The organism is Pseudomonas sp. 05N432 (assembly GCF_056396945.1).
The window spans coordinates 40,398-64,040 of record NZ_JBFTMM010000025.1 but is presented as its reverse complement, the minus strand read 5'-3'; the positions used below and the strand labels follow the sequence as shown (position 1 = coordinate 64,040).

Annotated in this window: 25 protein-coding genes; 12 read left to right on the top strand and 13 right to left on the bottom strand. The window is 59.2% G+C overall.

Annotated features, from left to right (window positions below; all coding sequences use genetic code 11):
* Positions 1–640: 640 nt before the first annotated feature.
* Positions 641–1,186, bottom strand: coding sequence for an RNA 2',3'-cyclic phosphodiesterase (gene thpR / locus AC1DHT_RS26775; protein ID WP_427543658.1), 546 nt, complete (start codon positions 1,184–1,186; stop codon positions 641–643).
* A gap of 34 nt (positions 1,187–1,220) precedes the next feature.
* On the bottom strand, positions 1,221–2,792 hold the full coding sequence (locus tag AC1DHT_RS26770) for a L,D-transpeptidase family protein (RefSeq protein WP_427543661.1): 1,572 nt from the start codon (positions 2,790–2,792) through the stop codon (positions 1,221–1,223).
* A 144-nt stretch (positions 2,793–2,936) separates the two neighbouring features.
* On the opposite strand from AC1DHT_RS26770, the gene AC1DHT_RS26765 reads away from it, so the two are divergent.
* Entirely contained in the window at positions 2,937–3,650 is a 714-nt protein-coding gene (locus tag AC1DHT_RS26765; RefSeq protein WP_427543664.1) for a murein L,D-transpeptidase catalytic domain family protein, read from the top strand.
* Between the two features lie 9 nt (positions 3,651–3,659).
* Here AC1DHT_RS26765 and AC1DHT_RS26760 read toward each other — a convergent pair whose 3' ends face one another.
* The 4 genes from AC1DHT_RS26760 to AC1DHT_RS26745 all read right to left on the bottom strand — a co-directional run bounded on the left by AC1DHT_RS26760 (position 3,660) and on the right by AC1DHT_RS26745 (position 7,073).
* Positions 3,660–4,040: a RidA family protein gene (locus AC1DHT_RS26760; RefSeq protein WP_054598083.1), complete on the bottom strand. Its 381-nt coding sequence runs from the start codon at positions 4,038–4,040 to the stop codon at positions 3,660–3,662.
* A gap of 150 nt (positions 4,041–4,190) precedes the next feature.
* Positions 4,191–5,822 (bottom strand): diguanylate cyclase domain-containing protein, encoded by a 1,632-nt coding sequence (locus AC1DHT_RS26755; protein WP_442114817.1) that lies wholly within the window; start codon positions 5,820–5,822, stop codon positions 4,191–4,193.
* A 92-nt stretch (positions 5,823–5,914) separates the two neighbouring features.
* Complete coding sequence (locus tag AC1DHT_RS26750) at positions 5,915–6,487, bottom strand: YceI family protein (RefSeq protein WP_427543671.1); 573 nt, start codon at positions 6,485–6,487, stop codon at positions 5,915–5,917.
* A 25-nt stretch (positions 6,488–6,512) separates the two neighbouring features.
* Positions 6,513–7,073 (bottom strand): cytochrome b, encoded by a 561-nt coding sequence (locus AC1DHT_RS26745; protein ID WP_427543674.1) that lies wholly within the window; start codon positions 7,071–7,073, stop codon positions 6,513–6,515.
* 198 nt (positions 7,074–7,271) lie between these two features.
* On the opposite strand from AC1DHT_RS26745, the gene AC1DHT_RS26740 reads away from it, so the two are divergent.
* From AC1DHT_RS26740 to AC1DHT_RS26730, 3 genes are all read left to right on the top strand, one after another.
* A complete protein-coding gene (locus tag AC1DHT_RS26740; RefSeq protein ID WP_427543677.1) occupies positions 7,272–8,210 on the top strand; it encodes a class I SAM-dependent methyltransferase in 939 nt (312 codons plus the stop codon).
* Positions 8,211–8,530: 320 nt separating this feature from the next.
* The gene (locus tag AC1DHT_RS26735) at positions 8,531–8,821 is read left to right on the top strand and encodes a type II toxin-antitoxin system RelB/DinJ family antitoxin (RefSeq protein WP_054598088.1); all 291 of its coding nucleotides are present in this window, start codon (positions 8,531–8,533) and stop codon (positions 8,819–8,821) included.
* Positions 8,787–9,101: a type II toxin-antitoxin system YafQ family toxin gene (locus AC1DHT_RS26730; protein ID WP_427543680.1), complete on the top strand. Its 315-nt coding sequence runs from the start codon at positions 8,787–8,789 to the stop codon at positions 9,099–9,101. Before AC1DHT_RS26735 ends, AC1DHT_RS26730 begins: the two co-directional genes overlap by 35 nt.
* Before the next feature lie 92 nt (positions 9,102–9,193).
* Here AC1DHT_RS26730 and AC1DHT_RS26725 read toward each other — a convergent pair whose 3' ends face one another.
* Both AC1DHT_RS26725 and AC1DHT_RS26720 read right to left on the bottom strand, forming a co-directional pair.
* Complete coding sequence (locus AC1DHT_RS26725) at positions 9,194–9,874, bottom strand: GNAT family N-acetyltransferase (protein ID WP_427543683.1); 681 nt, start codon at positions 9,872–9,874, stop codon at positions 9,194–9,196.
* Positions 9,875–9,879: 5 nt separating this feature from the next.
* Positions 9,880–10,407 (bottom strand): DUF3087 domain-containing protein, encoded by a 528-nt coding sequence (locus AC1DHT_RS26720; RefSeq protein WP_427543686.1) that lies wholly within the window; start codon positions 10,405–10,407, stop codon positions 9,880–9,882.
* Positions 10,408–10,966: 559 nt separating this feature from the next.
* Here AC1DHT_RS26720 and AC1DHT_RS26715 point away from each other — a divergent pair.
* The 4 genes from AC1DHT_RS26715 to argE all read left to right on the top strand — a co-directional run bounded on the left by AC1DHT_RS26715 (position 10,967) and on the right by argE (position 14,736).
* On the top strand, positions 10,967–12,277 hold the full coding sequence (locus AC1DHT_RS26715; protein WP_427543689.1) for a flavin-containing monooxygenase: 1,311 nt from the start codon (positions 10,967–10,969) through the stop codon (positions 12,275–12,277).
* A 55-nt stretch (positions 12,278–12,332) separates the two neighbouring features.
* Entirely contained in the window at positions 12,333–12,749 is a 417-nt protein-coding gene (locus AC1DHT_RS26710) for a RidA family protein (protein WP_046027689.1), read from the top strand.
* Between the two features lie 164 nt (positions 12,750–12,913).
* The gene (locus AC1DHT_RS26705) at positions 12,914–13,591 is read left to right on the top strand and encodes a DUF1028 domain-containing protein (protein ID WP_427543693.1); all 678 of its coding nucleotides are present in this window, start codon (positions 12,914–12,916) and stop codon (positions 13,589–13,591) included.
* Positions 13,588–14,736: an acetylornithine deacetylase gene (gene argE, locus AC1DHT_RS26700; RefSeq protein ID WP_427543696.1), complete on the top strand. Its 1,149-nt coding sequence runs from the start codon at positions 13,588–13,590 to the stop codon at positions 14,734–14,736. Before AC1DHT_RS26705 ends, argE begins: the two co-directional genes overlap by 4 nt.
* A gap of 22 nt (positions 14,737–14,758) precedes the next feature.
* Here argE and AC1DHT_RS26695 read toward each other — a convergent pair whose 3' ends face one another.
* The 3 genes from AC1DHT_RS26695 to AC1DHT_RS26685 form a co-directional block, all read right to left on the bottom strand.
* A complete protein-coding gene (locus AC1DHT_RS26695; RefSeq protein WP_427543699.1) occupies positions 14,759–15,670 on the bottom strand; it encodes a LysR substrate-binding domain-containing protein in 912 nt (303 codons plus the stop codon).
* Between the two features lie 532 nt (positions 15,671–16,202).
* Positions 16,203–17,099 (bottom strand): EamA family transporter, encoded by an 897-nt coding sequence (locus AC1DHT_RS26690; protein WP_427543702.1) that lies wholly within the window; start codon positions 17,097–17,099, stop codon positions 16,203–16,205.
* Positions 17,096–18,379, bottom strand: coding sequence for an MFS transporter (locus AC1DHT_RS26685; RefSeq protein ID WP_427543705.1), 1,284 nt, complete (start codon positions 18,377–18,379; stop codon positions 17,096–17,098). The genes AC1DHT_RS26690 and AC1DHT_RS26685 overlap by 4 nt, the downstream gene beginning before the upstream one ends.
* Positions 18,380–18,516: 137 nt before the next feature.
* On the opposite strand from AC1DHT_RS26685, the gene AC1DHT_RS26680 reads away from it, so the two are divergent.
* The 3 genes from AC1DHT_RS26680 (at position 18,517) to AC1DHT_RS26670 (ending at position 21,348) form a co-directional block, all read left to right on the top strand.
* Positions 18,517–18,975 carry a winged helix-turn-helix transcriptional regulator gene (locus AC1DHT_RS26680; protein WP_427543707.1) on the top strand — a complete coding sequence of 153 codons (459 nt, stop codon included), beginning with the start codon at positions 18,517–18,519 and terminating at the stop codon, positions 18,973–18,975.
* A gap of 180 nt (positions 18,976–19,155) precedes the next feature.
* Positions 19,156–20,862, top strand: coding sequence for an amidase (locus AC1DHT_RS26675; RefSeq protein WP_477761530.1), 1,707 nt, complete (start codon positions 19,156–19,158; stop codon positions 20,860–20,862).
* A gap of 93 nt (positions 20,863–20,955) precedes the next feature.
* The gene (locus tag AC1DHT_RS26670) at positions 20,956–21,348 is read left to right on the top strand and encodes a VOC family protein (protein ID WP_427543713.1); all 393 of its coding nucleotides are present in this window, start codon (positions 20,956–20,958) and stop codon (positions 21,346–21,348) included.
* A 34-nt stretch (positions 21,349–21,382) separates the two neighbouring features.
* Here the strand turns inward: AC1DHT_RS26670 and AC1DHT_RS26665 are convergent, their stop codons facing one another.
* Positions 21,383–21,805, bottom strand: coding sequence for an HD domain-containing protein (locus tag AC1DHT_RS26665; protein WP_427543716.1), 423 nt, complete (start codon positions 21,803–21,805; stop codon positions 21,383–21,385).
* Positions 21,806–22,300: 495 nt separating this feature from the next.
* On the opposite strand from AC1DHT_RS26665, the gene AC1DHT_RS26660 reads away from it, so the two are divergent.
* Positions 22,301–22,594, top strand: coding sequence for a fructose-bisphosphate aldolase (locus tag AC1DHT_RS26660; protein ID WP_427543719.1), 294 nt, complete (start codon positions 22,301–22,303; stop codon positions 22,592–22,594).
* Positions 22,595–22,874: 280 nt separating this feature from the next.
* Here AC1DHT_RS26660 and AC1DHT_RS26655 read toward each other — a convergent pair whose 3' ends face one another.
* Positions 22,875–23,453 (bottom strand): acyl carrier protein phosphodiesterase, encoded by a 579-nt coding sequence (locus AC1DHT_RS26655; RefSeq protein WP_427543722.1) that lies wholly within the window; start codon positions 23,451–23,453, stop codon positions 22,875–22,877.
* Positions 23,454–23,643 lie beyond the last annotated feature (190 nt).

Below are 23,643 nucleotides of genomic sequence, written 5' to 3'. Positions count from 1 at the left end.
AGGCGATGCCCCCTGATGGACACCGGAGTGAGGGAACGCCGAGCCTAGGCGAGGTGCCGGACGCTTGGGGCGAAGCCTTTTGGTTCCTTTTTGGCGTTTGAAAAAGGGACTCGCCGTAAGGGCGAAACCCTAAGCGGCCGTTACCGCAGRAATGGATATGTACACCTGCAAGAGACTGGTCGGCTGTCAGGCCGCCATCGCGAGCAGGCTCGCTCCCACAGGTGAACGGTGTACATCTGCGAGAGATGGGTCGGCTGTCAGGGCGCCTTCGCGAGCAAGCCCGCTCCCACAGTTGGACTGTGTACATCTGCGGGAGATTGGTCGGCTGTCAGGCCGCCATCGCGAGCAGGCTCGCTCCCACAGGTGAACGGTGTACATCTGCGAGAGATGGGTCGGCTGTCAGGGCGCCTTCGCGAGCAAGCCCGCACACAGTTGGACTGTGTACATCTGCGAGAGATTGGTCGGCTGTCAGGCCGTCATCGCGAGCAGGCTCGCTCCCACAGGTGAACGGTGTACATCTGCGAGAGATGGGTCGGCTGTCAGGGCGCCTTCGCGAGCAAGCCCGCTCCCACAGTTGGACTGTGTACATCTGTGAGAGATGGGTCGGCTGTCAGGCCGCCAAGGTCTAAAGATCCTGGACCTACGGCACCAGAGGCCATTCGGCCAGCGCCCGATAGCGGCCTTTATGCGACTCGAACAACGCAAAATGCCCAGCACTCAAATGAAAGTCCGGGGGCGTTGCAGATTCCGGGACCGGTTCTCGAAAGTCGCGCATCAAGGTCAAATGAGGACGATATTCCCGGGGCGCGTCGGCAAACCCAAGCGGCAGCATCGCCTGATGCAAGGCATACACCAACTGACGCAACGGCAACGACGTCTGCGTTGGCATGAGTAACAAAACGCCGGCGCGGCGCCAGGCATCCAGGTGGTCGAGAGAGACCGTCAAACGCTCGCCCGGCGTTCGGACGTGCGCGGCAGCCGCGCAGATATCCGGAATCTGCGTCACCGCCACAGCCCCCAGAAACATCAGTGTCAGGTGAAAATTTTCCGCTGGCACCGGGCGCCCGCTGTTAAGCCGCAGAGCGCTTCGCCATTGGGAAATCTCTCGACGTTGCGCAGTGGCGCAGGGCAGCGCGAAAAACAACCGCTTGAACGGCTCGCCCTGCTCGCGCGGTTCAGTGTTCATGCCGTGTACCTCCCGACTGGAGTGCGAGTAACGCTCAGGACTTGCCGCCGAGCGCAGCCGACAATGCGGCATCCCGCCCATAAATATCCGGGGCATACAGCAACTGGCCTTGCCGGTCGGCTTGCACGGTCCAGTAACTGAGCAGGATCGGCACCGGCGTAGCCAGCCTGAATTCGTGGGTCAGCCCCGTCGCCAGCAACTCATTGGTCCGCTGACGCTCAGCCGGACTCAACAACAGATCGCGCAACTGCATCGCTTGCTCGACCCGAACGCAGCCTGAACTGAACGCCCGCGGTGCCTTTTGGAAAAGCGCCTGGCTGGGGGTGTCGTGCAGGTACACGGAGAACGGATTGGGGAAGCGGATCGCCATTTGCCCCAGCGGATTCTTCGGTCCCGCGTCCTGGCGCAGGAGGATGTTGCCGGGGTTATCCCAGTCGATCTCGTCCACCGCCAACGGATGGCCGTCACTGTCCAGTACCTGCAGGTTCTGTTTACCGAGGAACGCCTGGTCCCGGCGAATTTCCGGCAGCTTGTCTTCCCGCATGATGGTCGGTGGCACGGTCCAGGTCGGGTTCAGGGTCAGGCGCGTGACCGACGACTTCAGCAGCGGGGTCTGCCGCTCGGCACGCCCCACCTGGGTGCGTGTCTGCCAGACCGGCGTACCGCCCTGATAGACGGTCAACGTCGCCGCGGCCACATTGACCAGCAAACCATTGGGTTCCAGATCCTGCGCCAGCCAGCGAAAACGTTCGAGGTTGATCCGCAACTGCTCGCGCCGCACCGCCGGGCTGACGTTCAGTTCGGTCAAGGTACCCTCCCCCAGCACGCCATCCGCTTGCAGCGAATGGCTCAGCTGGAAGTTTTTCAGCGCGCTCACCAGCTCCTTGTTATAGACCGTGCCGACACCCGCGGAAACGTTGACCAGATAGCCTTCGTTGAAGAGTCGCTTCGCCAGCTCGGGAACTCGCGCATCCTGTGCGCCGGGTTGTAACAGGGGGCCACTGGCAAGCGCCTGCCAATGGGGCAACGGCCGCTGGCGCTGTCGGGCATAAACACGGCGCAAGCTCTGGTATTGCTCAAGGCTTGGACGAGCCAGTTGAAAAGCTGTCGCCATGTCTTGCAGACCCGGCCCGGCAATGGCCAGCACCTCGGCGGGTCGGTCGTGCGGCAATGCCTGTGCATGCCACAACGGCTCGAAACGCGATTGCCGCAAGCGGCCGTAACGCAGGTCCTGCAAGGCTTGCAGGTAACGCTGACTGATGCCGATGTCGGCACACACTGCATCCACTTCGGCAGCGCTCGTGGACAAGCTGTAGCGTTTCGGGTCCAGTCCGTCATCGGCCAACTGCTGCACCTGTGCCTGCAAGGCCGACAAGCGTCCGCTGGCCGTCCAGATCAGGACGTAGTCCTGCTGCTGATAAAAAGCCTGCAACAGCGTTTGCGCCGACGCACTCAGGTGCGCAGCCAGGCGCGGGCAATCGACCGGCAATTGAGTGAGCGCCAATTTCAATGGGCTGTCGTGATCAGCCAGCTCGTTCTGGGCAGTCGCGACCAGTGGCGCAGCGAGCAGGAAAAGGCTCAAGTAACATGCGTACTTTTTGATCAACTGCTTTACTCCACTCCATGGCCGTCAGGTAGACGGTCAACCTCTGCAGCAGGTGCGGCAAGCACCAAGGCCAGCGTATGCACAGGTCTGCCGAGGGAACGACAGGAGGTCGGGAGCCAACAATAACAACAGGACTCTCAACCCATGCTGACCTTTTTACGCCGACACTGCCTGGCAGCCATGACGCTGTGCGCCATGTGCAGTCCGGCATTCGCCGCCGACACCCACAATCAAACGTTATATAACAGCCTCGCGCACGCCGCTCCGGAACTCAATCCCCAAGCACTGCAAAGTGCCCTGAACGCCATGCAATGCGCCGTCAACAGTGGCGCTAAGCAAGCCGAGCGCCTGGCCGTGATCGACTATTCGCAACCATCCACCGCTCGTCGTCTTTGGATCTTCGATTTGCGCAAAAAGTCCCTGGTGCTGCGCGACCTGGTCGCTCATGGGCAAAAATCCGGGGAAAATTTCGCCACGCAATTCTCCAATCGCATCGGCAGCTATCAGTCCAGTCTGGGCCTGTTTCGCACCCAGGAAAGCTATCAGGGCAGCCATGGTTACTCGCTGCGTATGGACGGCCTGGAACCGGGCTTCAATGACCGCGCACGTGATCGCGACCTCGTGATTCACGCGGCCGACTACGTGAATTCCTTATGGAGTGAACGCCAGGGCCGCATCGGTCGCAGCCTGGGTTGCCCGGCAGTGCGCCCGCAAGTGGCGCGCCAGGTGATCGATAAACTCAAGGACGGCCAGTTCATGTTTTCCTGGTATCCCGACCAGCACTGGCTGAAAGCCTCGGCCTACCTCAACTGTCGGCCACACCTGGGGACCGACATCCTCACTGCGCACAATGACTGACTCGCGGACTCAGCCCTTGGCCGCCATCGCAGTGACTTCCACGCGCATGCCTTCGACTGCCAGGGCGGCTACGCCAACGGCGGCGCGCACCGGCCACGGCTTGGCGAAAAAGCGCTGATAGACCTCGTTGAAGGCGGCGCGGTCGGCCATGTCGGTGAGGTAGATGGTCAAGTGCATGACCCGGTCCATGGAACTGCCGGCCCGCTCCAGCGCGACCTTGAGTGCCTGCAACGTGCACTCGCTCTGCTCGGTGATGCCACCCAACTCCAGACTGCCGTCAGCGCGGGTGGGGATCTGGGTCGAGACCAGCAGGCCGCCGAAACCGGCGACATCGGAGGAGATGGATTCCGGGTCCGGGTCGGGGATAAAGGTCAGGTCTTGGTTTGCCATGAGAGGATCTCTTGCTTGAAGTGGTAAAGGGGCGATCGTGTAGGCCGCGGCCAGTTTACAGCCCCATCGTCCGGGAGCAATCAATGGACGCCCCCCCCTGTCTTCGCGGCGACGGCTTCGACGCCCAGGCGGGCTCTCGGGCATTGTTGCCTAAAGCTTGTAGGTCACATACCGGCCGCGTCCGGTTTTTTTGGCTTGATACATGACACGATCGGCGGCCAGCAGGAGCATATCTGCAGAGCTTTCCCCATTCCCCAGTGCAATGCCAATCGAAACACCCACGATGCAGACCGTACCGGAAATAAAAAACGGCGCTCCCAGTGCTTCAATACATTTAGTCGCGACGGTGCTCACGATCTCTTCGGCATCGTCCCCAAGGTCACTCAGCAGAACAACGAACTCATCACCCCCGATGCGCGCCAGGGTATCGGTCTCCCGGACAACCCGGCGAAAACGCCTCGCCACCTGCCGCAACACCTCGTCACCCGCCTCGTGGCCAAGGGTGTCATTGATATGCTTGAAGCCATCGAGGTCCATGAACAACAGGCCCACACCCGCCTCTTTGCGTTGTGCCAGTGCCAACACGTGGCGAAGCCGGCCCGAGAGATGATGCCTATTGGGTAACCCCGTCAACATATCGTGATGAGCAATTTTTTTAAGCTGGGCCTGTTTTTCATCCAGCTTGATCAACAAACGATTGAAGGCCGAGATCAAATGACCGACTTCATCATTGCGCGTGACTGGCAAGGGGGCCAGTGGCCGTTCATCGCGCGTCATGCGGTCAGCCTGCGCGGCGGCACGAAACAGATGACGAAAGACAAAGTACAGGCCAATGGACGAGAACACGGCGAAAATCAAAATGGATATAAACGCCCCCCTGATCAAAAAATGCTGTGTGCGATCGACTGTCGCAAAAGCCTCACTGCTCGGCAAACGGGCAACGACGAACCAGCCGGTACTTGGGACCGAGACCATTGCAGAGACTTCCTCGACCCCATCGATGTTGAGCGCTACCTCCGCACCGCGAAATCCGGCCATGGCCCGATCATGCAGCGCATTGGCGCCGGGAGGCGGCGTTGGCTTGAGCGTCATGTCCTGCGCCGAGGATTCGACAAACAATCGACTTTCCGGGAAAACCAGCTGGAATCCGCCCGTTGTCTCCCCCATGCGGCTCTGGAGCAAGGAATCCAGAAAACCTGGCGCTGCGAGTGCCGTGACGCCCACGAGAACAGCTTGAACCCCGCCGTGTTCATCCTTGATGGGCGCGGACATCGGCAGCAGCGGTTTTTTTGTCGCTTGATCCACCGCAGGACGCCCGACAAATGAGTGGCCTGCCCATCCGGCTTGAATGTCATCACGCTCTGCGTAAGGGGTATTGAGCGGCGGCGTCAGGTCAGGATAGCTCGCGAGTAAATCCCCATTGGCGTTGACGATGTACACCTCTGTCGAGAACAACGTCTGGTAGGCGTAATGCTCTTTCAGCCAGGCGCGCAGTCGCTCGGGTTGCTTGAGGAAATCAACAGGAATGGAGGTGGCAAGGAGCTCGAGCAAACGCTGACGCTGAATGATTTTGTCGTCGATGTCGCGAGCGACATAGGTCGCCAACGCTAATTGCTGGCCTTCCACGACCGCGCTCAAATCCTCACGCAGAAAGTCGGTTAGCACGTAATAGCGCACGACCGCCCCAAACACGACAATGCACAGCGCCAATCCCAACAGCCGGGTGACAACGCTGTTGAAGATCCGGGTGAAATTCAAGGGCATATGAGAGTTATTTGGCATGGCCGGAGTGTAGCCGAGGGCGTAGCGCTTTTGGGTGTTTTCCCTTCACGGCGCGGCCAATCCATCGTCAGGTATCCGGGTTCGAGCACAGGCTACTGCTCGGGCGCGACCACCCGAAACTTGATGTTGATCTCGTTGGAGATAACCCCGTAATCGGCCCATTCGCCCTCACCGATCCTGAAGTCGCCACGCTTGAGAATGAACTCGCCATCGAATACACCGATGGCGCTCTCAGGTTTCAAGGTGATTTGTGCACCGACCTCGCGGGTAATGCCCTTGAGCGTGAGCTTGCCAGTGACCTCGTAGCGATTGTTGCCGAGCGCCTTCACGCTGCTCGATACAAACGTCGCTTGCGGATAGGCCGCGGTGTTGAACCAGGCGGGCTTTTTCAACTCGCTGTTGGCATCGCTGTTGCCGGCATCGATGCTGTCGAGCTGGATGGTCAGTGCGGCGTGGGCCGCCGAGGGGTTCGCCGAGTTGAAATCGAGGGTGGCCTCGAATTTGCCGAACGTGCCATACACCCTTGCTCCCATCTGGTTATAGGTGAAGCTGATCTGGCTCGCGCTTGCATTTACTTTCTTGTATTCGACGGCCTGGGCGCCCGCCGAGGTAGCGAATGCAAGGGCTGCCATCAGGAAGATGGAGCGTGGAAATCGATGGGTCATGGAATTATCCGGTCAGTGGCCTGCTTCATGGCTTGAGATGCCGTGGGTCAGGCTGGCGCTTTGACGGCAGTATGCGCGTCAGCACGTTGTCGCGATCAATGAAGTGGTGCTTGAGCGCCGCGCATGTATGAACGATCACCAGCACCAGCAATGTGTAGTTGAGGATTTTGTGCACATCGATGAGACGATCGCCGAGTGCGTCGTCCTTGGGCAGCAGATCCGGCAGCGGCAAGACACCAAACCATGACGTCTGGAAGCCTTTTGCCGAACTCATCAGCCAGCCGCTGAGCGGAATCGCGAGCATCAGTGCGTACATCACCCCATGCGAAAGGTGGGACGCGAACCTCATCACGGGCGACACGGGCGTCGGCAAGGGCGGAACAGGATGGCCCAGGCGCCAGCCGAGCCGTAGCAGCACCAGAAAAAACAAGGTCACCCCCGCCCACTTGTGCCATGAGTACAGCTTCAGTTTGGTCGGCGAAAGCGCAAGCTCTGGCATGTAGTAGCCGAGCGCGAAGGTGCCGATCAGCCCGAGGGCTATCAGCCAGTGCAGGCAAATCGCCGTGCGGGTGTAACGATCGTTCATGAGCGCTCCGTGTCGACTGACGACGTGACCGGGTAAAAACCTCGCTGCCTGACTGCCGGTACATTGTTGATCCGGGTCGGTACTTGCGCAAATGCTTTGATGGCGGCTCGCCTACGCAATCGCCTTTTGCCTCGCAAAACCCCTGACGCCACAATTGTGGTTAAAATGCCGCCCCTTTCATATTGCCGGCCCTGCCCGATGAACCCTGACGCCCTCGCCATCCTCCGCCAGCATTTACTGACGGCTCTGACCGCTGCCCCCGAAGAAACCCGCCGCGTGTTCCATGGCCGGGGCCGATGCTGGCCGGGGCTGGAACAACTGACCGTCGACTGGATGCAGGGTGTGGTGCTGGTCTCACTGTTCAAGGAGCCTGACCCGGCGCAGCTGGAGGCATTGAAGCAGCTGCTGATGGAGATTGCGCACTCGTCTGCGTGGGAAAAATCCGGCGCGCATACGCTACTGCTGCAACACCGCTACCTGCCGCAAAGCACCACCGAATGGTTGCTGGGGGAAACGATCGAGGAATGGACGATCACCGAGGGCGGCCTGCGTTATCGCATCGACCTGGGCAAAAAACAGAACAGCGGCCTGTTTCTCGACATGCGCTACGGCCGCAATTGGGTGCGCGCCAATGCCCAGGGCAAACGCGTCTTGAACCTGTTCGCCTACACCTGCGGGTTTTCGGTGGCCGCCATCGAGGGTGGCGCGGAGCATGTGGTCAACCTGGACATGTCCCGCGGCGCCCTGAGCCGCGGACGCGACAATCACCGGCTGAATGGGCACGACCTGAGCAAGGTCAGCTTTCTCGGCCATGACCTGTTCAAGTCCTGGGGCAAGGTCATCAACAGCGGCCCTTACGACCTGGTGATCATCGACCCGCCGTCGTTCCAGAAAGGCAGCTTTCTGCTGACCAAGGACTACCAACGCGTACTACGCCGCCTGCCAGAACTGCTCACCAGCGATGGCGTGGTACTGGCCTGCATGAACGACCCGGCCTTCGGCCCGGACTTTCTCATCGACGGCGTGACCCGCGAAGCCCCGAGCCTGCACTTCGAACAACGCCTGGAAAACCCACCGGAATTTCCCGATATCGATGCGCAAAGCGGTCTGAAGGCGCTGGTGTTCAGGGCAGGCTGATTAGCCATATTAGAATGGTTTGCTCAGCAGTCAGCCTCCTGAACAACCAGATTCAGGTAGGAAGCAAACACCGGAGCGCAACACCTTCAGTACCTTCCTGCATTGGGCTCGGACGGTTCTCAAACACAAAGTGGACCAGGCTGATATTCATCGTGTGCTTAAACGATTGAAATACCGAGCGAAAACTCCTGTCGGTGTTCAGACCGCGCCATAGGCTTTGAAACCACTCATCAAGGCGACGTTGACCGAAAGGACCCCGCTCAACCACAATGCCCGAGGTAGCGCCAATGTAGCTACAAATAAACGATGAGGTCATTACCATGGGTGCATTGCTGAAAACTACCGACGTGCGTTGCCGCATTGATGAGGATCTGAAGGTGCGTGCCACTGAAGTCTTAAACGCTTGCGGGCTGAGCATCAGTGACGCCATGCGTCTTTTTCTCCGTCAGGTCGTTGCAACTCAGGGGCTTCCGTTTGAGGTGCGCGTCCCTTCGGAAAAAACAGCTCGCGCCATGATGGAAGCGCGAGGCATTCGCCAACAGTTCGACTCGATAGACGACATGCTGAGGGACACTGATGGCGAAACCGGAGAAAAAGCAAAAGCGCGCTGAACTGCCAAAGCAGTGTGCTCAAACATCGGAATTCAAGAAGTCCTGGGAGCGTTACAAGCGAGCCGGACGCCGTGATATGAATGAAGTCCGGCAGGTGATGGTCATGTTATTTCTGGGGGAGCAACTGCCGGTCGAGTACCTGGATCATGCTTTGACGGGTGATTGGAGTGGTTTTCGGGAGTGTCATATTGGGGGGGACTTCTTGATGATCTACGAGCACTCACATTCTGACTTGATTACATTTGTCGATCTCGGAAGTCATTCTGAACTCTTCAAGTAGGGTTCTGAACGCTAAATTCCAGCGTCCGAGCCTCTTACATCCGACTGTATACGACAGTACCCGTAAGAACTCAAAGTAGCGTGAACTGCCACCTACCCAAGCCGCTCCTGCACAAAAGCCTTCGCTTTGGCCGTCATCTGGTCGAGATGCCGGTCGCGCTGTTTTTCGGCATCGAGCATCGCCCGCTTCCCGTGTCGTTGCAGCAGATACGTATGGATCTGCCGCACTTCTGTCGAGCGGTAGATCGGCGCTGTATCCAGCACGCCCATCAAGCCGCCCGTGCTGTGATCGCGCGTATTCATCAGCACCTGCGGCCCGCGCGTGCCCAGCACCTGAAAGCCCATCGCTTCGAAACAGGCAACCTTGCCGACCGCGCACGTCAGCTCGGCATGCGGGTAGCGGCTGAGCATTTCCTGGACCATCGCCCGTGCGACGCCCTGGTGTCGATGACTGGCTTGCACCGCCATATAGGCCACGCCGCACGCCTCGGGATCATCCTTGACCGGCAGATACAGCAAAAAGCCAATGACCTTCGAAGGGTCCTCTTCGTCCATCGCGACAATCAATTCGACGGCGATCCCTTCCGACCCGCCGAGCGCTTGCAGATAGAGATGAACCTCGTAGCCGATCGCATATTGATAGACGTTGAACAGGAGGTTGCTCGGTGCAATCGCCACCGTGCTGATATCGGTCAGATAGTCGACGACCATTTGCAGAATCTGGTCATTGATGGGCTCGGAGCACGGGGTTTCAAAGTGGGTGATCGTGAACATCGAACTCATGCCTCCTTCGCCTTTACGGCCGCCAGCCACTCCGGGTTCAACTGATTCTGTTCAGTGTCGATCCCCAGCGCTTCCATGCTCGCCTTGTGCTGGTCGATCTCGCGAGTCATTTGGCTGAGGCTGCTGGTGTTGCCATCCAGTTGGTGCATTTGCGTGAGCCCCAGGTGGTAAAAGCGCAGCAGCTTGATGGCGCTCGGGTTACCGGCCTGCACCGCGTCGGTGACCTTATGCATGACGTTGGTGACGCTCATCAGGCTACGCTTGAGTTGCCAGCCGTAAACCGCCGCTGCCATCCACGGCTGCGACCAGCCTTTGGTCTTCATCAGCACAGCACTAACGATGACGGCGGCAATGACGCCCCCCAGGTTGAAGCGAAAGTTATCGCCACCGGGTTCGCCGAACAGCATGACCGCCAGGCCGGACAGCGTCATCGCCAGCAGAATGAAGGTCACGGCGATGATCACGGTGCTGCGGCGCGTCTGCTGTCGATAGGTTTCGGGGTTCCACGGCTTGATCTCGAACATCACGGCAGGGCTCTTTTGCTAAGTTGAAGACTGAATGCGCGGCATTATCGCCCGTAGCGACCGCTACCGACACGCTTAATCACCAGAAACACAACATCAGCTGTAACGCCCCCCCCCCCGTAGCAGCTGCCGAGCCTGCGAGGCTGCGTTCGGCTGCGAAGCAGTCGTAAAACCTGCGAGCACGGTCTTCCTGAAACACCGCGCCGCCTGACTCTACGGCTGCTGCGCCCGAACGCGGACCGAGCCGAACGCAGGCTTCGCCAGTTGCTACGAAAAGCATGCGTCGCCAGTTGCTACGAAAAGCATGCATCGCGGCAGAATTCTCTTAACGGGGTAAAGGCGACAGATCTATTCAGGAAAGAACATCGGTTCGAAAAACCAACTTTCTATAAAACAATGAGTGAGCCGCAGCGTAGACGGGTTTAAAGGCTCTGCATCAGATATTTGTATTCAATTGCCAGCTTAATAATATTTTACCGATACCGGGGTGATCCCTAGTCTTGAGCCCAAGAAATGGCAGGTCGTAACCGACCCTAATCCAACTTCGAAGGGCATAGAGATGACCATTGAAATAATAAAAACAGACACGCTGATTGTCGGCGCGGGTCAGGCGGGTGTGGCCATGAGTGAGCACCTGAGCAAGCTCGGCGTGCCGCACCTGGTGCTGGAGCGCAATCGTATCGCCGAGCGCTGGCGCACCGGGCGCTGGGATTCGCTGGTGGCCAATGGTCCGGTCTGGCACGACCGTTTTCCTGGTCTTGAATTCGACGATCTCAGCCCGGATGGCTTTGCCCCGAAAGAGCGGGTAGCCGATTACTTCGAAGCCTATGCCAGGAAATTCAACGCGCCCATCCGCACCGGTGTCGAGGTGAAGAAGGTTGAACGCAATGTCGGTCGACCGGGCTTCACCATTGAAACCTCCGAGGGCGTGATCGAGGCCAACCGTGTGGTGGCCGCCACCGGGCCGTTCCAGCGTCCGGTCATCCCGCCGATCGCGCCGCAAGATCAGCCGTTCCTGCAGATCCACTCGGCCGACTACCGCAATCCAGCGCAACTGCCCGAGGGCGCTGTGCTGGTCGTCGGCGCCGGGTCGTCGGGGGTGCAGATCGCCGATGAATTGCAGCGTGCCGGCAAGCAGGTGTACCTCTCGGTCGGCGCGCACGACCGCCCTCCTCGCGCCTATCGCAACCGGGATTTCTGCTGGTGGCTGGGCGTGCTCGGTGAATGGGATCAAGCGGCCATGAAGCCCGGTCGCGAACACGTCACCATCGCCGTGAGCGGTGCGCATGGCGGCCGTACGGTGGACTTCCGCGGGCTGGCTCATCGCGGCATGACGCTTGTCGGCCTGACCCACTCGTTCAATGGCGCCGTGGCGACCTTCCAACCGAATCTTGCCGACAACCTGGCGCGCGGCGATGAGAACTATCTGGCGCTGCTCAATGCCGCTGACGCCTACATCGAGCGCAATGGCCTGGACCTGCCGGAAGAGCCTGAAGCCCGCCATACCTTCCCGGACCCGGAGTGCGTGACCCATCCGATTCTTGAGCTCGACCTGGCCAAGGCCGGCGTGACCTCGATCATCTGGGCCACCGGGTTTGCCACCGACTACAGCTGGCTCAAAGTCGACGCCTTCGACGACAACGGCAAACCGCAACATCAGCGCGGCGTGTCGAGCGAGCCGGGTGTGTATTTCCTCGGTCTGCCGTGGCAGTCGCGTCGCGGCTCGTCGTTCATCTGGGGTGTTTGGCACGACGCCAAGTACGTGGCGGATCACATCGCCATTCAGCGCTCGTACCTCGACTACCGCGATGCCGGGCAGCGTCAGGCTGAAGCCGCCCCGACCGTCCATAAAACACCTGTCAGTGCTTGATATCCGCGCCGGCGCTTGCACAGCGCCGGGCCGACTTTTTCTTGAGGAGCTTCCGATGTCCACGCCAACCCATACCCGCATTCGCATGTTCAACACCAAAGAAACCTACCCGAACCAGAGCCTGGACAATGACCTGTGCCAGGCGGTCCGGGCCGGCAACACCGTATATGTTCGCGGCCAGGTCGGTACCGATTTTGAAGGCAACCTCGTCGGTCTTGGTGACCCGCGTGCGCAAGCCGAACAAGCCATGCGCAACGTCAAGCAATTGCTGGAAGAAGCCGGCAGCGACCTCAGCCACATCGTCAAAACCACCACCTACCTGATCGATCCGCGTTACCGCGAGCCGGTCTATCAGGAAGTCGGCAAATGGCTCAAAGGGGTGTTTCCGATTTCGACCGGGTTGGTGGTTTCGGCACTGGGGCAGCCGCAGTGGCTGATGGAAATTGATGTGATTGCGGTGATTCCTGAGTAAGGAAGTAGACCGAGTCGCGGCCTTCGCGAGCAGGCTCGCTCCCACATTTGATCTGCGTCGTACACAAATTTGTGGCCACTAAAGATCCACTGTGGGAGCGAGCCTGCTCGCGAAGGGGCCCGCACAGACGACCCTTTACTCAAGGTTAACCAAGGAGCCAAACCATGACCTTTTCCATCGCCGCCCGTTGCCCCGAAACCGGTCAGTTGGGCATCGCGATCAGTTCCTCGAGCATCGCTGTCGGCGCACGCTGCCCTTGGCTGCTGCCAGGTGTGGGTGCTGTCTCCACGCAAAACATCACCTTGCCGTCACTCGGCCCGGAAGTCCTCGCCCTCATGGAACAAGGCCTTGCGCCCTCTGCTGCATTCGACAAGGTGTTGACTCGCAACGGCTACAGCCAATACCGACAGATCACCGCGATTGACCACCTCGGCCACACCGCACACTTCAGCGGCGCACAAACCCTGGGCACCCACAACGCGGTGTCGGGCGAACAATGCGTGGCTGCCGGCAACATGCTGGCGGACCGTGGGGTGATCGAGGCCATGGTCAAGGCCTTCGAGCACGGCGAAGGTCAACTGGCCGACCGCTTGCTGGCAGCGCTGAAAGCCGCTGTGGCGGCGGGAGGCGAAGCCGGGCCTGTGCATTCGGCGGCGCTCGTTGTGGTCGGCGAGCTGACCTGGCCGATTATCAACCTGCGGGTTGATTGGGTCGACCACGATCCGATCGGTCAACTGGAAAAATTGTGGGACGCCTATCGGCCACAGGTTCAGGATTACATCGACCGTGCCCTGGCCCCCGACAAGTCGCCTGGTTACGGCGTGGCGGGAGACGACCGATGAGCAACAGCGTCGATTTGCTCAAGCAACTGGTGGCCTTCGACACCACGAGCCGCGAATCAAACCTGCACCTCATCGACTTTGTCCGGGACTACCTCGAACGCTTCGACGTGCCTTGCGAACGGGTCTACAACGAGCAGCGCAGCAAGGCCAATCTGTTCGCAACCATCGGCCCGGCAGATCGGCCGGGCATCGTGCTGTCGGGGCACACCGATGTGGTGCCCGTCGACGGCCAGCCATGGACCGTTGCGCCGTTCCAGCTCAGCGAGCGCGACGGCAAGCTGTACGGTCGCGGCACCGCCGACATGAAAGGCTACATCGCCTGCGTCCTCGCCCTGGTCCCGTCGCTGGTGAACGCCCCGCTACGGCGGCCGGTGCATATCGCGTTGTCGTACGATGAAGAAGTCGGCTGCCTTGGGGTACGCTCGCTGCTCAAAGCCCTCGAACAACGCCCGGTCAAACCGATGCTCTGTATCATTGGCGAGCCGACCGAACTCAAACCGATGCTGGGTCACAAGGGCAAACTGGCGATGCGTTGCGACATTCATGGTGAGGCCTGCCATTCGGCGTACGCCCCGCTCGGAGTCAACGCGATTGAATACGCCGCCGAACTGATCGGTGAACTGGGGCGGATCGGCCACCGGCTCAAAGCGCCAGAGCATCACGATGCCCGTTTCGACCCGCCGTTCAGCACGGTGCAAACTGGCGTGATTTCCGGTGGCAAGGCCTTGAACATCGTCCCGGCGGATTGCCGCTTCGACTTTGAAATCCGCGCCCTGCCCTCACAAGACCCCAGCGTGGTGGCGCAGGAACTGCAGACCTACGCTGAACAACAGGTATTACCGCGCATGCGCGCGGTGAGCGATCAGAGCGACATCCGCTTCAGTGAGTTGTCGGCGTACCCCGGTTTGGCGACTGATGCGCACAGCGAAGCGGCTGAGTTGATCGCTGCATTTTCCGGCTCGCGGGAGTTCGGGACGGTAGCGTTCGGCACCGAGGGCGGGCTGTTTGACGCAGCGGGGATTCCAACGGTGGTCTGTGGCCCTGGCAGCATGGATCAGGGCCACAAACCGGACGAGTTTGTCAGCCTCGATCAATTGAAGGGCTGCGACGCCATGCTGCAACGGATGCTGTCATCGATCTGCTGAGTCGGGAGGATGGGCCCGACACTCAGCTATAAAGTCGGGCCAGTTCTTCCTGGCAATAATCCACGAACAGCTGCACCGGTTTGGTCAGTTGCGTGCGACGCAACCACGCCGCCGATAAACCCGAGCCGGTGACCGTTTCAGCCAGCGCTACACACACGACTTTCTGCCCGTCATAGGTGTAGTCCGAAAACGGCTTGGTCACCAGAATCGAAAAGCCGAAACCGCGCCCCACCATCCCACGCACCATCTCGATCGACGGCGAGCTGAACACAATGTGCGGCCTCAACCCGAGCTCTTCAAAAACGCTCACGAAGTAGGTCCGGCTCGGCACCACGTCGAGCAAAATCATCGGCTCCAGCACCAGCTCATGCAGCGAGACTTTCGCCTGTTGCGCAAACCGGTGATCGGCCGGCAGCAAGGCATAGGGCTGCTGCGGCGGCATCAGCGGCACGGTCTCAATCGTGCTGTCCAGATCGTGTTCGAAGAGCATCGCCAGATCAATGCTGCCGGCGGTCAGTGCCTGCACCAACTCCTGCTGCTCGCCATCGCGAATACGGATCTCCACACCCGGCCAGCGCTCTTTGAAACCTGCGATCAAGCGTGGCAGATACAGCGGCGCCACCGTTTCAAAACAGCCAATATCGATCTGCCCCGCCACCATGTCATTGTCCGCCAGCGCGTTCTGTTCGAACTCGTGAGCCACCCGCAGCAGCTCAACCGCTTTGCGGTAAAAACGCGAGCCGCTCGGCGTCAGCGAAACACCCTGCGCGTGATGCCGGATAAACAGTTGAACACCAAAGCTGTCTTCCAGGTGCTTGATGGCGGTCGACACCGACGGTTGGGCGATATAGAGCTTGCGAGAGGCTTCAGCCACGCTGCCGCAATCGGCGGTCGTGACGAAATACCTGAGCTGGCGCAGGTTGTAAGCGGCCATGCGGACCTCCAGAAAATAGCAATGCGTAGCGCTTTTGTGGCGAGGGAGCTTGCTCCCGCCCGACCGGGCTGGCGCGCCAGGGCGCAGCATTCGCCAATCAGCAGTTTTTGCCGAAGTTTTGGGGCCGCTACGCAGCCCAGCGGGAGCAAGCTCCCTCGCCACAACAGCGCTCAACCTGGTGGGTTTTGGACGCACGATCACGCTTGAACATACCGGAGGCGGAAAAACCGCGGGCACTATTTTTTAAGGTTTGAAGCAACAAACTTAATCATTTATCTATCCCGATGCATTGCACATGATCACTCCAACAAGAAAAGCGTCGCTTGCGCGGCGCTCACTGAAGTACGTCCACGTACTCACGTTGCCTTGGAGTCCGTCATGGTCACCGGCACCCTGGGTGTGCAACTGTTTCACCTGAACCTCCCAGCACCGGACTCGCCGTTCCCTGCCCGGTGTGCACTTCAACTTCGTTTGACCAGGTCGAGTTCGTCGACGAAGACGTAGTCGTCGAGGCTTTCGGGAAGCAGTTACATCACGATGGGCATCGGTCAGAACGCTTGAGCACCGCACTGAGGACGCGCTGTCCGTATAAGCCGACGCCAAGACCCGACACGATGAGAACGACTGCAACGATTTTGTTGACTGACAGGCTCTCATTGAAAATTGTGACTGAACCGAGCAGCCCAAATACCGGCACCAATAACGACAATGGCGCGACGGTAGACACGGGATATCGTTTCAAAAGTGAATTCCACACCCAGTAGCCGAATAGTGTATTGGGGTAGACCTGGAACAGGATCGACAGGACAGCGCGGTAGTCGAGTTGATTCACCAATGCGCTGTAACCCGTTGAGCCGTTGACAGCGTAATCCAGCGCGAAAAGAGGGATGGGCGAAAACGCGCTGGACCACACCAGAAAAGCGAAGACCTGGGTGGTCTTCGCTTTTTTGTTGATCACGTTGGCGACACTCCAGGCGACCGCTCCCAGCAGCACCAACAGCAGCCCGGCCGTCGTGACTGTCCCATCAACAATCGAGATGATGCTCAACAAGCCACAGCAGGCGATACCTATACCCGCCAGTTGGTAGCGGGAAATCGCTTCCTTGAATATCCATGAGCCCAGCAGGAGGGTGAAAAATGCGCTGAACTGAAGCACCAGCGAAGCGATGCCTGCTGAAAGACCAGACTGGATGCCAAGGTTGACGACGCCCCAAAGTCCGATACCGAAGACCAGACCGTAACCCATGATGTAGCGCCACTGCACATCAGGTTTCGGAATGAAAAAGATCGCTGGAAGTGCGCAAAGCGTGAAGCGAATGCCAGCAAGGATCAGCGGGTCAACGGTGGTGAGGCCCAGTTTGATAACCGAGAAATTCACGCCCCATATGGCAGTAATCGAAATGGCGAGTAGCAGGTGCCTGGCTTTCATGCTGATCGTCCTTGATGGGTCGTTGAAGAATTAAACGTGAGAATCCACAGCAGCAAGGCAGCAGCGCTGATCAAGGCGCCCAGCAGGCTTACTGCCGTCCAGCCCCAGAGCGCATAAACCTGGGTCGCGGCTGCGGCTCCCAGCGCGCTACCGACCGAGTAGAAGCACATGTATGCGCCGACCATGCGACTGTGGGCGTCGGGTCGCGCAGCAAAAATGAGGCTCTGGTTGGTGACGTGTACCGCTTGCACCGCGAAGTCGAGCAGGACTACGCCGCAGACCAGCGCGATCAGGGACGTCTCGGCAAACGTGATGGGTAACCAGGACAGCGTCAGGAGCCCCAGCGAAATGCCGGTCACTCGTTGCCCCAGGCCTTGATCGGCCCAGCGACCGGCTCTACTGGCAGCAAGGGCACCGGCGACGCCGGCCAAGCCAAACAGGCCGATGGCCGTGTGTGAAAGCGACAGCGGCGGAGCGCTCAACGGCAGCACCATGGATGTCCACAGCACGGAAAAAGCGGCAAAGATCAGTAAGGCCAGAAGGCCCCTGGCGCGTAAAGTGCGTTCGGTCATGAACAGTTTGAAGAGTGAATTTATGAGCGCCAGGTAGGAGTCTTGGTGCCTTGGCGGCGCCGTGACAGGAACCACTTTCCACAGCACCGCCGCGATGGTCAGCATCAATCCTGAGGACACGAAGTAAACGGCACGCCAGCCGGCGATGTCCGCTATCAGGCCAGAGGTAAACCGCGCCAGAAGAATGCCCAGGACAATTCCACTGGTTACCGTCCCCACTGCCTGCCCGCGTTGTGATGGCGTTGCCAACACGGCGGCGTATGCCACCAGTACTTGAACAACCACTGCCAGTAAACCCATCACGATCATGGCGCCCAACAGGGCCAGCCATTGCTGTGCTGCGCCGACCGCCGCGAGTGCAACCGCAGACAGCAGGACCTGAGTCAGAATCAGCCGCTTACGGTTGACCCTATCGCCCAGTGGGACGATGAACAGCAACCCCAACGCGTAACCCACCTGAGTGGCCGTCACCACGACCCCGATCAATCCTGAGGCAACGCCCAGGCTCTCAGCCATTGAGGCGAGCAAAGGTTGGGCGAAGTAAACGTTGGCGACTGCAAGTGCGCAGGTGACGGAAAACAATAAGGTGAGCGACGGGGAAAGCCCTGGAGACCGGTCGGTCCTGCTGCGTTCTCCGGTATCCAAATGCAGTAATCCCGAAGGCTGTCTGGAGAACCGATTGGTGGCTGAGTCGGCATCTGCTGTCATGTACACCTCCATGGCGTTAAACTGGTTTCAATTCAGAACTAGATTTCATTGTTGCTGTATCAGGTTTTAAATTGCAACCACATTGCGCCAGGCTGGTGGACAGACTTGGCCACTCCACATTCCGCAAGGTCAAAAAAATGCTCGAAGATGCCTCACCACACAGCAGCGAATGCCCGGTCGCAAGAACACTGGAGGCCATCGGGGATCGTTGGTCGCTCATGATCATCCGCGACGCGTTTGACGACATTCGCCGATTCAGCGAATTTCAAAAGAGCTTGGGCGTGGCCAAGAATATTCTCGCATCGCGACTGAAGACGCTGGTTGAGGTCGGGGTTTTCGACGTTCGACCGGCGTCAGATGGCAGCGCCTACAAGGAATACGTCCTTACGGAAAAAGGACGGGAGATCTTTCCAGTTGTGGTCAGCATGAGGCAGTGGGGCGAACGTTTCCTGTTCAAGCCGCAGGAGACGCGTTCTGTGCTGATGGACAACGAGTCCGGCGAGCCTCTGATGCCGATTGAAGTTCGCTCATCACGCGGTCAAAAACTTGGACCGTCTGACTGCCACAGAGTGAGACGTGTTGGCGGCGAGTCGTGAATCGACAGCAGACTTGCCTCGCCCCGGAATCTCCTGACTGACTGGCCTTACACGGTGTTGCGGGTTTTTTTCTGCTCTTTTTTGCCGGGCGTTTAATAGAATGCTCAGATTGAACGCCAAGACACCGGCGCGTACTACAGTGCCACGCCCCCCTATGAACACCCATTTTGAGAGAGCAGCATGATCGAGGTCACCGAGGTTCCCATTGCCCAACTGCGGGCGGCGCTCGAATCGGGCCAGACCACGGCGGTTGAACTGGTGCAGGCCTATCTCGCCCGAATCGATGCCTACGACGGCCCCGACACGCCCACCGCCCTTAACGCGGTGGTGGTGCGCAACCCCGAGGCGCTGAACGAGGCGCAGGCCTCCGATGCCCRCCGCGCCAAAGGCGAGACGCTGGGCCCGCTCGATGGCATTCCCTACACGGCCAAGGACAGTTATCTGGTGAAGGGGCTGACCGCCGCGTCCGGAAGCCCGGCCTTCGCCAACCTGATTGCCTATCGCGATGCGTTTACCATCGAACGGCTGCGCGCGGCCGGCGCCATCTGCCTGGGCAAAACCAACATGCCGCCGATGGCCAACGGCGGCATGCAGCGCGGGGTCTATGGCCGGGCAGAAAGCCCGTACAACGCTGACTACCTCACCGCCCCCTTCGCCTCCGGCTCATCGAACGGCGCCGGTACCGCCACCGCCGCCAGTTTCGCAGCCTTCGGCCTCGCGGAAGAAACCTGGTCGAGCGGACGCGGCCCTGCCTCGAACAATGGCCTGTGCGCCTACACGCCATCACGCGGGGTGATCTCGGTGCGCGGCAACTGGCCGTTGACGCCGACCATGGACGTGGTCGTGCCGTTTGCCAGAACCATGGCCGACCTCCTCGAAGTGCTCGACGTGGTCGTGGCAGAAGATCCCGACACACGCGGCGACCTGTGGCGGATGCAACCCTGGGTGCCGATCCCGAGCGTCGCTTCGGTGCGCCCCATCTCCTATGTGGCGCTTGCCGCCAATCCCGATGCACTCGCCGGAAAACGCTTCGGCATTCCGCGGATGTACATCAACGCCGATCCCGAAGCCGGCACCTCTGAAGCACCCGGCATCGGTGGCCCGACCGGGCAGCGAATCAACACCCGCGCCTCGGTCATCGGGCTCTGGGAACAGGCTCGCCAGGCACTCGAAGCCGCTGGCGCCGAAGTGATCGACGTCGACTTCCCGCTGGTCTCCAACTGCGAAGGCGATCGCCCCGGTGCGCCGACTGTGTTCAATCGCGGCATCGTCGTCAAAGAGTTCCTCCACGATGAGCTGTGGGACCTGACCGCGTGGGCGTTCGATGACTTCCTGCAAGCCAACGGCGATCCAAAATTGAATCGCCTGGTCGACGTCAACGGACCGCTGATCTTCCCCCACGACCCCGGCACCCTGCCCAACCGCGAAGGCGACCTTGCCGCCGGCATGGACGAATACGTGCGAATGGCCGAGCGCGGCCTGACGCCGTGGGACCAGATCACCACCGTGCCCGACGGCCTGCGAGGACTTGAACAGACCCGTAAAATCGACCTCGAAGACTGGATGGACCGGCTCGGCCTCGATGCCGTGCTCTTCCCGACTGTCGCCGACGTCGGCCCGGCGAATGCCGATGTCGACCCAACGTCGGCGGACATCGCCTGGAGCAACGGCATCTGGGTCGCCAACGGCAACCTCGCCATCCGCCACCTCGGCGTGCCCACGGTCACCGTGCCGATGGGTGTGATGCCGGACATCGGCATGCCGGTCGGGCTGACCTTTGCTGGGCGTGCGTATGACGATTCGACGTTGCTGCGGTTGGCTTCGGCGTTCGAGGCGACGGGGACGAAGCGGATGATTCCGCCGAGGACTCCGGCGTTGCGCAAGTAAATGGCTATGTAGTGGAATGACAGGCGGATGCGATGGTGCGTCCGCCTTCTGCTGGATTTGCCACCCCAATGTCACAACAAGGAATGTTTGCACATGAAATTCGGCTACATGATCATCTACGTCCCGGACGTTGCAGCCTCACTCCAGTTCTTCTCATCCGCCTTCGGGATTGCCACCCGCTTCCTCCACGAATCCGCCACCTACGGCGAACTCGACACCGGCGAAACCACCCTGGCATTCGCCGCCAACGAACTCGCGGCGATGAACTTCAACACCGGCCACCTCTCGGCCCACGCCTCCCCCAAACCACTGGGCATAGAAGTGGGCCTGGTGACCGACGACGTCCCCGCCGCCCATGCCAAAGCGCTACACGCCGGCGCCACTGAAATAGCCGCCCCCCTCATCAAACCCTGGGGACAAACCGTCTCTTACGTTCGCTGCCCGGACGGGACATTGGTGGAGCTTTGCACGCCTGTGCGGGCGTGAGTGATAGCTGGGGCTTAAATACCGAGTTGGCTCGCTACGAACGCAGTCTGCCAATCGCCTGCCGATACTTTTCAATTCGCTCCAGATCTTCCCAGGACGGCTGTGCGATTCGGGACACATCACTGTTCTCTTCAAGGTCAGCCAGCTTGACCACACGGCCTATCGGGTTCTGCGCCGCTCGTTCGACGAACAGTTCGTAGGACTCTCCCGGCAGCTTGGTGACAGACTCAATGGCCGCCAGCACCGTTTCACTGAAGCCTTCTTGACGCAAATCATCGAGGCTGATGCCGCAGTCCTCGACCACGTCATGCAGAACCGCCACGATCCGCTCTTCCAGGGTGTCGACCCTCAGCATCACTTTCAGCGGGTGCAGGATGTACGGCGAACCGCCCTTGTCGACCTGCCCTTCGTGAGCGGCAGCAGCAATGGCGATGGCACGTTCCAGTGTTTGAGTCATCTCGGTTTTCCTTGGCTACAAAGCCGTAGCGGTTGCTCACGTAGATGCCGAGCTTGAGCCAACCCACGACGGACTTCCACTCCCCCACGCTCGGCGCTGCCGAAGGCTCGGGCCGCGTTCGGACGATCTTTTGATTTTCAGCTCCGAAACTCTCGTAGGAATCCCCCCACCGTGGCGAGGGAGCTTGCTCCCGCTGGGTTGCGAAGCAGCCCCAAGCCCTACCTCCCAACTTCCTCAGACACTCCGCAACGCCCGGTTTACGGCAAATACGCCGCCGAACATGGACAAACCACATCACCACAATGGCCGCGCAGCGTCCTACACCCCGGTTGCGGCGCCAAAAGCCGAGGCTTATATTCGACCCGTCGCTGACATTGTTGGCGACAGGGTTTCGCAGCCCTAAGAAGAGCACCAGTACCGTCAGGCACGACACAGCCGGTTTCCGACTGTGAATTGGTTATGACGGTTTTGATTTATCTTTTTAGGATTAAAATCATGACGACTCAAAACCCGCCCCACCGCTTCACCCCCATGAGCCAATTCGCCACCGACTGCCCAGTCCTGCACATCGACAGCGACGTCCCGCTACGCGAACTCCACAACTGCGTCAGCGAACGCCTCAACGCCGTCCTCAAATACCTCAACCTGATGGCCTGTACCAGCCTCCCCGACTACGCCGAGAACGACATCAACACCGTCACCAATATTGCTCGGATCATGGTTCAGGATGTTGTGGATGTGTTTGGGGTGATTGAGCAGCGTGGGTTTGATATGTCTAAAGGTCAGTGACCTGCATTTAGTCGCAAAAAAACCGCATTGCTGCGGTTTTTTGTTACCTGCTTACATTCCGTTTTTATCCTGCGAGCAGCGGTTAGTCGATTACGACTGACCGCTCCCGCCAAAAGCGGACATGCACGGAAGCCGAAATAAATACTTAGGTTTATCTGTCCGTGCATAGAAGTTATCTTTGCAGTACTTCAGTGACAAACTTGTCTACGAACGACATTTGGTCATCTCTCTGAAACGGTATGGGAACGAGCGCAGCAGAAAGCGTGTCCGCCTTTCGACTTCAAACCGTCGAACCAAACTTCGTAAGTCGCATCAGCAATGGATATAACTCTTCGAAATCTGAACTGAGCGGCTCATACAGGGTTGTCAGTTCTTCAAACGCGCCACGTAGATTCTCAGGCTCGGATAAACGTTCGGATATAACGTCTAGTCCGTGGCCGATCATTGAAAAGTCCCTGTACGCTCCAAGCCAGTCTTCAGAAATGATCAATGGCGCAATCTGAGCTAGACGCTCGGGCAAATCGATTTCGCTCTGTAGGAGGCCGTAGACCCTTTTAGAGAACGTCTCCAAGGTTGTTTCGGCATACCGGTCCCAATCCCGAGCCAGGCAGTGATCGAAAAACATGTCGAGGGCGATACCCCCATATCGACGTCGCGTAACCGTAAACCGGCCTAAGGCCCTTTTGACAACAGGGTGAGAATCAGTGAAGGCGTCAATCTTGCGATGAAGGTTGATCGCTTCTTCAGTCTTGGCAGAAAAGCGACCTGGAAGCGCTCCTTTCACGAAATCTCCATAGAGGCTCCCTAGCAGCTGTTCTGGCTCCTGACCACCTAAATGGAGATGTGCGAGGTAATTCATGCTCCTCCCGATCAAAAAGAATGATTTTGACGCGATGCGATTATGAGCTAGCAAAGCCTTTTGCTCGAAACATCGTGATCAACACTGCCATCCTGAAGGTAGGCGATAAAAATCTGATATGCGATTTGGCATATTTAATATTGTCGATAGTAAATATCATCAAAGCTGAATTGAACGCCTACCTACTGGA